Consider the following 10,144-nt stretch of genomic DNA (forward strand, 5'->3'; position numbering starts at 1 on the left):
GGCCGCAGCACCGGGTGTCCCGGCGCGCACGATGTCTGTGCGCGCCGGGGGACCTGCCCCTCCGTTCATTCCGGGATGAGTTCGGCCGTCCCCTCGAGGCCATCCGGAATCAGTTCCGAAACGCCACGGTCGAACGTGGCGAGCCGCCCTTTCCTGCTGATCGCGAGCGCCAGCAGGTGGGCATCCGTCACCTGGCGGTATCCGACGACCCGCCCGAACGGCGTCGTGCCGCCCATGCCCGGCGACACGTCGTCCGTCCAGAACACATGTCCCGGCAGGGCTCGAATGCGCCGCAACAAGGCGATGGCTTCGGAGGGCGTGCGCGCGTCCGGGATGGCCCGCGGGTTGCTTGAGACGCGGACGAAACCGGTTTCCGTGACCGGGCATGTCGCCCACCTCTGGCGCTGAATCGCCGGGAACCACGCGTGTGCACGGCCGTGATGGATATGGTTCGGCCAGGCGAGGGCGACGAGAACGTTGACGTCCAGCAGCCGGATCAGGTCTCCTCCAGCGCGTCGGCCACCATCTCGGGCGTGATCGGGGGCGCACCCTCGCGAACCTCGAAGACGGGGAAGCCGCCGACCTGCGAGAAGCCGGGGTTCTCGGGGCGCAGAGCGGACCGCACCAGCGTGGAGACGACCGAACCCATGCTCGCGCCGCGCTCGCGCGCGATGCTCTTCACGGCCCGATGAACATCTGAATCAAGATTGAGCGTGGTTCTCATGCCGTGAATCGTGTCACCATAACACCATCGCGTCAAGGTGTCATCCCGTCCTGCCGTCGGTCCTCGGTGATTGTCGTGATGGCCACCTGCCATCTACGTTGCCGCCCTCGGGGTCTCGGCCGCCGCGCGCGGTCCGGCCCATGCAGATTTGACCGGATTCCTTGTGTCGCCGGAACAGGAGCAATAGTCCCATGCGCAAGCAGGCTGTCGTCACACTCGCCACGCTCACCCTCGTCTCGGCGGGCTTCGCCACGGCGCCCCCGGCGCTGGCCGCCCAGGAGGCCGTGGTCTTCGACTCCGCCGATGTCGCGGGACTCAGCTTCCGCTCCATCGGTCCGCCGCGGGGCGGACGGAGCACGGCGGTAGCCGGGATCACCGAGCAGCCGCTGACCTACTTCATGGGCGCGACCGGCGGCGGTGTCTGGCGCACGGACGACGCCGGCCTCAACTGGAGCAACATCTCCGACGGCTACTTCGAGACCGGCTCCATCGGGGCCATCGACGTGGCGGACGGCGACCCCAACGTCATCTACGTAGGGACGGGTTCGGCCTGCATCCGAGGCAACGTGTCGAAGGGAATCGGCGTCTACCGCAGCACCGACGGCGGCGACTCCTGGAGCCATATCGGTCTGCCGAACGCAGGCCAGATCGGCCGCATCGAAGTCCACCCACGCGACGCGGACATCGCCTTCGTGGCGGCGATGGGCGATCCGTTCGGTCCCAACCCCGAGCGTGGCGTCTTCCGTACGACGGACGGCGGGGAGACGTGGGACCACGTCCTCGCCATCTCCGACTCCACGGGTGTCGTCGACCTGGCCATGAACCCGGGCAACCCGCGCATCATCTTCGCGGCCGCGTGGCGGGGCGAGCGCAAGCCGTGGACCGCGATCTCCGGCTCCGAGGAGTCCGGCATCTTCCGTTCGACCGACGGGGGGGACACGTGGGACCGGCTCGAGGGCGGACTCCCCACGGGCCTCGTGGGCAAGGCCGCAGTTACGGTCTCCCGCGCCAACCCCGACCGCGTGTGGGTGCTCATCGAGGCGCCCGACGACCGCGGCGGCGTCTACCGGTCCGACGATGGCGGCGACAGCTGGCGGCGGGTGAACGACGACCGCGGGCTGCAGCAGCGCGCGTGGTACTACACGCACATCTACGCCGACCCGGTGGACGAGAACACGGTCTACGCCCTCAACGTCGGCTACAACAAGTCGATCGACGGGGGCGTGACCTGGCAGGGCTACAGCGTCCCTCACGGGGACGTGCACGACCTCTGGATCAACTACGAGAACCCCGATTTCCAGGTCGTGGCGGACGATGGTGGCGGGCAGGTCACGACGACGGGCGCGGAGAGCTGGTCCACCTACTACAACCAGGTCACGGCTGAAATCTACCGGGTCTTCGTCGACAACCAGTTCCCCTACCGCGTGTACGGGTCGCAACAGGACAACTCGACGATCATGGTGCCGAGCCGGGGGATGCCGGCGGTGCAGCCGGCGCAGCACTGGTCTGCGGTCGGGGGCTGCGAGAGCGGGCACATCGCGATCGACCCGCGCAACCCGAACGTCACGTACGCGGGCTGCTACGGCGGCAGCATCAACCGGGTCGATCGCGGCACGGGCGACGTGCGGCAGATGCTTCTCTACCCGCAGTTGCAACTGGGGCACGCTGCCAAGATGATGCGGCACCGTTTCCAGTGGAACGCGCCGATTCGGATCTCACCGCACGATCCCGATGTCGTTTATCACATGTCCCAGTTCGTGAACCGGACGAGTGACGCGGGATATTCCTGGGAGACGATCAGCCCGGATCTCACGCGCAACGACACCACCAGGCAGGACTACGCCGGGGGTCGCATCACCTGGGACAACACCGGCGTGGAGGTCTACGGGACGATCTTCGCCTTCGAGGAGTCGCCGCACGAGGCGGGCGTCCTGTGGGCGGGCTCCGACGACGGGCTCATCCATGTGTCGCGCGACGACGGGGCGAACTGGACCGACGTGACCCCCGGCGATCTGCCGGAGTTCTCGACCGTCAACATGATCGACCTCTCGGCGCATGGGCCGGGCCGGGCGCAGGTCGCCGCCTACCGCTACCGGATGGCGGACAACACGCCCTACATGTGGCGGACGGATGACTACGGAGAGAGCTGGACCCGCCTGTCGACGAACGGAATCGAGCCGGGCCACTTCGTGCGTGTCGTCCGCGAGGATCCGGTGCGCGAGGGCCTCCTCTACGCCGGCACGGAGTACGGGCTGTACCTGAGCTTCGATGGCGGCGACAGCTGGCAGCGCTTCCAGCAGAACCTGCCCATCACGCCAATCACCGACATGCGCGTCCACGAGGGCGATCTGGTCGTGGCGACGCAGGGCCGCTCCTTCTGGATCCTCGACGACGTGTCGCCGCTCAGGACCATGTCGAGCGCTTCGCTCGCCGCGAACGTGCATCTCTACGCATCGGGCGACGCGGTGCGCGCGCAGGGCGTGTTCCCCAACGGCGCGGTGATCCACTTCGCGCTCGGCGAAGATATGGAGGAGACCGTCAACCTCGAGATCGCGGACGCGCGCGGAGAAGTGGTGCGCGTCTACTCCTCCAACCCCGGCTCGTGGGACGACGAGGCGAAGGCGGCGGTCGGCCGCGCGTCCACCTGGTCGCCGGGCCGCCTGCAGACGAGCGCCGGCCTCAACCGTCTGGTCTGGAACCTTCAGGGCGAAGGCCCGGACCTGGTCGAGGGCGCCCGGATCTGGGGCTTCGCGGGCCGCGTGCCCGCTGTGCCCGGAAGCTACGAGGTACGTCTCTCCGCGGGTGACGTGACGCAGACCCAGCCGCTTGAGGTCCACATCGACCCGAGGGTCGCCGACCAGGTCACCGTCGCCGACTTGCAGGCCCAGCACGATCTCATGGTCCGCGTGCGCGATCTCCTCCAGCAGTCGCACGACGCGGTGCGGGACGCGCGCTCCATCCGTTCGCAGATGCGGGACATCGCGGGTTCCGTGGAGGAAGCCGGATACGGAGACGACTTCACGGAGATGGCCGACGCGACGGGCGAGAAGCTCACGGACGTCGAGGAGGAACTCTTCCAGACGAAGAACCGGGCGGGGCAGGATCCGCTCAACTTCCCGCCCATGCTCGACAACGAGATCGTGAACCTGTACGGCTACATCTCGTCGACCTACGACCGCCCCAACCAGGTGGCGGGCACCCGGGCCGACGAACTCGAGGCCGAACTCGGGGAGTGGCTGGGGACGCTCCAGCAGATCATCGACACCGACGTCGCCGCGTTCAACAACCGGCTGCGCGAGGCCGGGGTCCCCGGCGTCATCGTACGCACCCCGCCCCGCGCGACCAGTTGACCGATTCGACCGGTTCCGATGTCTCGATAGACAACCTCGCGCGCCGCTGCTTCGAGCGAAGCGCGCGGGAGCGCGAACGGCTGCTCGCCAGGCAGATCGCCCGTTCGCGCTCGACGGCCGACGAGGCGACGTCGGTCGTCGGACGCGCGTTTCCATTTGTCCTCGTCGGATCCATGGTCGCGGGCATCTTCGCGGGCGCCGGGGCAGCACTCGGAGTCCTGGGAGCGTCCGTGGCGATCTGGATGGTCACCGCCTTCGCCAGGCAATACCCCAAACAGCAGAAGCGGGCGGAGATCCGGAACTCTGTGGAACACGGCATCGCAGCCTACCGAGGCGGCGAACCCTGGGCTGTGCTCCACGTTCACGAGTTCGCCGTGGCAGAGTTTCGGGAGCGGATCGCGGCGCACCGCGACCGGACGCTGGGGCGGGGCTCGGAGTGGGGGCGGGCGCGCGCGTCGCTCGCCAAGGCCGCGGACGAGGCGCAGCGCTCCGCCGCCTACTGGCGCGAGCGGCTTCGCGGGGAGCCTGAGAGCGAACTCGCGCAAACTCAGGGTATCGTGGCGGACAGGCTCGAGGCCAAGCTCGGAGAAGCCCTCGAGAAGCTCGACGCGCGGGCGGCCGCGCTGCGCAAATTCTACAACGATTGCGATGCGAGGCTGGCGGTCATGGACCGCTGCAACCGCGACCTGGAAGAGTCCCGGCGTCTCGAGGAGCTGTCCGGCCGGGCGGACATCGTCATCGCCGAGGCGGAGGGCATGATTCAGTCCATCGCGCGGCAGTTCGTTGAGGAGGCACGGACGATCGGAGAGGCGCTGGGAGGCGTCGCGACGGTGGGCATCAAGTCGCTCGCGGGCGAGGCTCCGGTCGAGAACATCGAGTACCTCGCCGACCGTATCATCGAGAGTTCCGACCGGGAACGCTCCACCATCGAGGATCTCGACCGGCAGCTGCTGCACTTCACGGGCTGACCCACACCGGAGGCGGTCTGGCCCGAGCCCTCAGCTGGGTCCATCCTCCGTCTCAAGGGTTTATCGCGCAGGCACTCACTCTGAGGTTCCCGGACTCATGCAGATGAAGAGAACCGACTCTTCCGTCGTATGCCTGGGCCTGCTCGCGATCGCCGCCTCCTGGGCGGTGGCGTGTGGGGACGAGCCGACGGCACCGCCTTCCTCTCCCAACCAGCGGCCCGTGGCGACGAGCATAATTCCGGCTCAGGAACTCGCCGCGGGCGACACGCTCACGGTGGAGGCTGCCTCATACTTCACGGACCCGGATGGGGATGCCCTGACTTTCGAGGCGGCAAGCTCGAACACCAGCGTCGTCACGGTGGCGCTCGCCGGTAGTTCCGTCGCCGTCGTCGGGGTTGCGTCGGGCGAAGCGAGGGTCACGATTCGTGCCCGGGACCCTCGAGGCCTTCAGGCTTTGCTGGAGTTCAGTGTTCTCGTGCCGACGCCGCGGACGGAGGACCACGCCCCTCTCATCGCGTTTTACGAGGCGACGGGCGGCGCAAACTGGTCCGCTAACGACAACTGGCTGACCCCGCGCCCGGTCGAGGTCTGGCATGGGGTCGAGGTGGACGCCGAGGGCCGGGTTGTCGGGCTCGACCTCGAATTCAATCGCCTGACGGGACAGCTTCCGCCGGAGTTGGGCGAACTCTCGCGCCTCCGCTCGCTCATCCTGTCGCGAAACGAACTGGCGGGCACCATCCCTTCGGAACTCGGCGACCTGCCCGACCTCCGGCAGCTGAATCTTCGCGACAACGGGATCGCGGGTGAGATCCCGCCGGCTCTGGGCCACATCGCCTATCTGGACCAACTGGACCTGCGCGGGAACCAGCTTGAAGGGGCAATCCCCGCCGCTCTTGGCAGCCTCGCCAGCCTGCGACGCCTCTACCTCAGCGGCAACAACCTCACGGGGGAGATCCCTCCCACCCTCGGTAACCTCGCCAGCCTGCAGAGCCTGTTTCTCAGCAACAACGATTTGGCGGGGGAGATCCCCTCTGCGCTCGGCGATCTCACCAGGCTGGAGCAGCTCTACGTCGGCAACAACGGCATCACGGGAGAGATCCCTGCCGAGTTCGGCAATCTCGCCAGCCTCCGGCAGTTGCTGCTGTTCGGCAACGCACTGGCCGGCCCGGTCCCGCCCGAACTCGGGCGCCTGACACAGCTGCGGTTGTTGAGTCTGAGAGACAACCCTGGGTTGTCGGGAGCGCTCCCCAGTGCCGTGACCTCGCTCTCAAGCATCCGCGAGCTGCTGCTGCAGGGTACCGGTCTCTGCACGCCGCTCGAACCCACCTTCCGCAACTGGCTGGACCGGATCTGGAAGTACCGGGTGTCTCCCTGCGGGGGCGCAGGGCTCCCCGTCTATCTGACCCAGGCCGTGCAGTCCGCCGAGTTCCCCGTCCCGCTCGTCGCAGGCGATTCCGCGCTACTCAGGGTGTTCCCAACGGCTCCCGAGGGCGCGGTCGTCGACTTCCCACCCGTACGAGCCAGGTTCTATCTGGACGGCGTGGAAGCGCATTCCGTGGACATTCCCGCGCAGGCCAACCCCGTCCCCACCGAAGTCGACGAGAGTTCCCTCGCGATGTCCGCCAACGCGGTGATCCCGTCGCGCGTCGTGCAACCGGGGCTCGAAATGGTCGTCCAGGTGGACCCGGACGGCACGCTGGACCCCGCCCTCGGCCTCACACAGCGGATCCCCGAGTCCGGACGGCGTGCCATCGACGTGCGGGCGATGCCCACCTTCGAACTCACGCTGATTCCCTTCCTTCGGGAGGGCAGTCAGGACCGGTCGATCGTCGCATTCGTACGGGACCTGACCCCGGACCACGAGTTCCTGTGGATGACGCGCACGCTGCTACCGGTTGGGGACTTTGTACTGAACGTGCACGAGCCCGTGACGGCGTCGACCAACAACCAGGGTGCACTGCTCAGCCTGACGAATGCGATTCGGGTGATGGAAGGCGCGAGTGGCTACTACATGGGCACGATGACGGGGAGTGACGGCGGCGGGCTGGCCCAGATCGGCGGGAGGTCGAGCTTCGCTCACATGCGCGAGGACATCGTCGCACACGAACTCGGGCACAATTTGAGACTGGAGCACGCCCCGTGTTCCGCTGTAGACCCCGATCCCTGGTTCCCTCACCCCGACGGCTCCATCGGGGTGTGGGGATACGACTTTCGCGACGGCGGCACGCTCATTCCTCCGGACAGGCCGGACGTGATGTCCTACTGCTACCCCGGATGGATCAGCGACTACTACTTCGGCAACGCGATGCGTCATCGGCTCCGGGTGGAACGCGCCGAGGCCGCGGCGGCGCAGCGCGTGGTCACCACGGGGCGGAGGACGCTCCTCCTCTGGGGCGGCGTGGACGAGCGAGGGGTTCCGTACCTGGAGCCGGCTTTCGTCCTGGACGCCCCGCCCGCTCTGCCACTCGCGGCCGGTCCCTACGAGATTCGCGGCGCGACAGCTGCCGGAGAGCCGCTATTCTCGCTGACCTTCGCCATGCCGGAGGTGGCCCACGGGGACGGGAGGTCGAGCTTCGCCTTCGCTCTGCCCGTTCAGTCCGGTTGGGCGGGCGCCCTGGCGAGCATCTGGCTCTCCGGACCCGGCGGCTCCGTCACGCTGGACGACGAGACCGAGCGTCTGGCCGCCATCGTCCGCGATTCTGGCACGGGCCGTGTACGCGCGATCCTTCGAGACGCGTCCCCCGCCGAGTTGGCGCGCGGCGTGGCGGACGCGCTGTCTCTCGAACCCGGCCTGGAAGTGCTGGTCAGCCGCGGGATCCCCGATCCCGCAGAATGGAGGCGGTAGGGCAGCCGGATCCGCCGGGCGCAGCCAGTAACTCCTGGGTCAGCCCTCGCGGTCGCGCATGTCGGCCAGAGCGCCCGTGTCGATCGCGTCTCGCAGGTTGTGGAGTTCGTCCATCGTCAGGTCTCGTCCCTCCAGAGAGACGACGAAACGTCCCTCCACGAACCAGGTGAACTTCGCCCGGCCGCGGTCACCGCTGGTGCGGCGGAACTCTTCCATGGCCGGATACCCCTCGTGCTCCAGCGTGCGCTTCCATCCGCGCTCGCTCTCTTCATCGATCTCGACGTCCAGCCAGTCCAGGAAATCCTCGGACCCGACGATCGGGATGGCCCCAATATCAGCGATGGTGACGTCCACGTCCGCCCCGTCGCGATTCTCGTACTCGGCTTCGACCTCCGAGATGTGAAACCCGAACGCTCCAGCGGTCGCCCCTTCACGAGACGAGAGCGTGAGCCCCCCGGCTCGTTGCGGAAGAACGGCGTACAACTCGCGGAAGTTGATCGGCCTCTCAACCAGGGCCTCGCCCGACAGATCCACGTCGATGTCGCGCAGCGCCTCGCTCAGCTGCTCCGCCGCTTCGGCCAGACCATCGGCGAGCTCGTCGGCGGCCTCGTGCAGGCTCTCCCTCACCTCCTCCATCTCCGCTTCCTCGCGCGATTCGTCGTCGCTGATGAAGAAGCAGCCCGTTGACATGAGGCCGACGAACAGGGCACCCGCGAGGGCGAACGGCCGCGGCTGGCGGCCAGGAACTCGACGCTTCCAGGACATCTCTTCCTCCCGACGCTTCATCATTTGGGGCGGGTGCCTGTCCGCGTCTACGCGCCCGGCCGCGGGGAAGTGTCAGGTCATTTCGTGGCGGAGACGCCGGCGACCGCAAGTTCGACGCCCTCCTTCTCGTCCACCCTTGCGAGCAGGACCAGGCCGACGACGAGGAAGACGATGATCGAGGCGATAGCCCAGCGATGGCTGCCGGTCGCACCCAGGATCAGCCCGTAGGAGAGCGGTCCCAGGACCGAGGAGAGCCGGCCGGAGAACGCATAGAAGCCGAACAGTTCGCCCTGCTTGCTTTTGGGAACGAACGAACCCAGGAGGGCGCGGCTCGCCGCCTGGTTCGGCCCGACCATCAGGCCCAGGAGGATGGCCGCGGCCCAGAACACGCCCGGCGTCCGGGCGAAGAAGGCCAGGGCCGTCGCCACCATCAGCAGCACCAGCGTGATCGCGATGGTGCGCTTCCCGCCGATGCGGTCCTGGATGAAGCCGAAGCCGATCGCGCTCGCCCCGGCCGTCGCGTTCACGACGATGCCGAGAACGAGCAGGTCCGCCGTTTCCATCCCGAACTCGGCCGCCGCGAAGATCGCCGCCATGGCGAAAGCGGTGGCGAGCCCGTCGTTGTAGACCAGCCGCGCAACCAGGAGGCGGACGGCCTGACGGTAGCGGCCCAGCTCACGGGCCGTGTCCCCGATACGGCCGAAGCCCATTCGGACGTACGTACCCACGGCCGCGCGGCGCCGGGGCTGCCGCTCCCGCAGGAAGACGAAGGTCGGAATCGAGAACACGAGCAGCCACCCGGCGGCGAGGAGGCTGGTGGCGCGCACGTTCAGCCCCCCCTCCTCCGGCAGCCAGCCACTGACCATCCCCAGAGCCGGGATGAGACAGAGGAGGCCGCCGAAGTAGCCGAGACCCCAGCCAAGACCCGATATCCTTCCCATGTTTTCTCTTGTGGAGAGCTCGGGCAGGAACGCGTTGGCGAGCGACTGCATCGACTCGTAGGCGACGCTGGCCCCCACGAACACGAGCGCGGCGATCCACACGTCCCCCGGCCCCATGCGAAACAGACCCGCCGTGAGAGCGACGCAGACCAGGGTGGCGATGAGGAGAAACCGTTTCTTGAGGCCGCCGAAGTCGCCTATCGCGCCGACGACCGGCATCAGGAGCGCGGTGATGATCGCGGAGGCGTTGACCGCACGCGTCCACCAGATCGCGCCCTGGATCGGATCGGAGGCGATCGCCTGGGCGTAGTAGGCGGAAAAGATGAAGGTGACAACGAGCGTCCCGAACGCCGAATGGGCGAAGTCGTACATCGCCCAGGAGACGATCTCCCGCCGCGCAACGTAGGGGGTCTGAGGGTTCGGGCTCACACGAAGCGGCCTTTCGGAGCAGGCGGGGGTCCGTCCCGGACATTGGGGGGAACGATATCGGAGCGCACAGTTTGTCGCGAGCGCATTTGGCGGGGCGTCGCGCGTTGGCGGCGAACCGTCGG

7 protein-coding genes are annotated in these 10,144 nt (G+C 67.9%); 3 read left to right on the forward strand and 4 right to left on the reverse strand.

Annotated features, from left to right (window positions below; translation table 11 throughout):
• Positions 1 to 65: 65 nt before the first annotated feature.
• The gene (locus tag ACN9M6_RS02210) at positions 66 to 500 is read right to left on the reverse strand and encodes a TA system VapC family ribonuclease toxin (RefSeq protein WP_419161587.1); all 435 of its coding nucleotides are present in this window, start codon (positions 498 to 500) and stop codon (positions 66 to 68) included.
• Positions 497 to 682, reverse strand: a complete 186-nt coding sequence (locus ACN9M6_RS02215) for an antitoxin (protein WP_419161278.1) — start codon at positions 680 to 682, stop codon at positions 497 to 499. The genes ACN9M6_RS02210 and ACN9M6_RS02215 overlap by 4 nt, the downstream gene beginning before the upstream one ends.
• A 233-nt stretch (positions 683 to 915) precedes the next feature.
• Between ACN9M6_RS02215 and ACN9M6_RS02220 the strand changes: the two genes are divergently transcribed.
• From ACN9M6_RS02220 to ACN9M6_RS02230, 3 genes are all read left to right on the forward strand, one after another.
• Complete coding sequence (locus tag ACN9M6_RS02220; protein WP_419161279.1) at positions 916 to 4,074, forward strand: VPS10 domain-containing protein; 3,159 nt, start codon at positions 916 to 918, stop codon at positions 4,072 to 4,074.
• Positions 4,071 to 5,042 carry a hypothetical protein gene (locus tag ACN9M6_RS02225; RefSeq protein ID WP_419161280.1) on the forward strand — a complete coding sequence of 324 codons (972 nt, stop codon included), beginning with the start codon at positions 4,071 to 4,073 and terminating at the stop codon, positions 5,040 to 5,042. Before ACN9M6_RS02220 ends, ACN9M6_RS02225 begins: the two co-directional genes overlap by 4 nt.
• Before the next feature lie 103 nt (positions 5,043 to 5,145).
• Positions 5,146 to 7,887, forward strand: coding sequence for a leucine-rich repeat domain-containing protein (locus ACN9M6_RS02230; protein ID WP_419161281.1), 2,742 nt, complete (start codon positions 5,146 to 5,148; stop codon positions 7,885 to 7,887).
• A 39-nt stretch (positions 7,888 to 7,926) separates the two neighbouring features.
• Here the strand turns inward: ACN9M6_RS02230 and ACN9M6_RS02235 are convergent, their stop codons facing one another.
• Positions 7,927 to 8,652 (reverse strand): hypothetical protein, encoded by a 726-nt coding sequence (locus tag ACN9M6_RS02235; protein WP_419161282.1) that lies wholly within the window; start codon positions 8,650 to 8,652, stop codon positions 7,927 to 7,929.
• A 77-nt stretch (positions 8,653 to 8,729) separates the two neighbouring features.
• Positions 8,730 to 10,022, reverse strand: a complete 1,293-nt coding sequence (locus tag ACN9M6_RS02240; RefSeq protein WP_419161283.1) for an MFS transporter — start codon at positions 10,020 to 10,022, stop codon at positions 8,730 to 8,732.
• Positions 10,023 to 10,144 lie beyond the last annotated feature (122 nt).

The organism is Candidatus Palauibacter sp., assembly GCF_965197445.1.
Taxonomy (GTDB): Bacteria; Gemmatimonadota; Gemmatimonadetes; order Palauibacterales; family Palauibacteraceae; genus Palauibacter.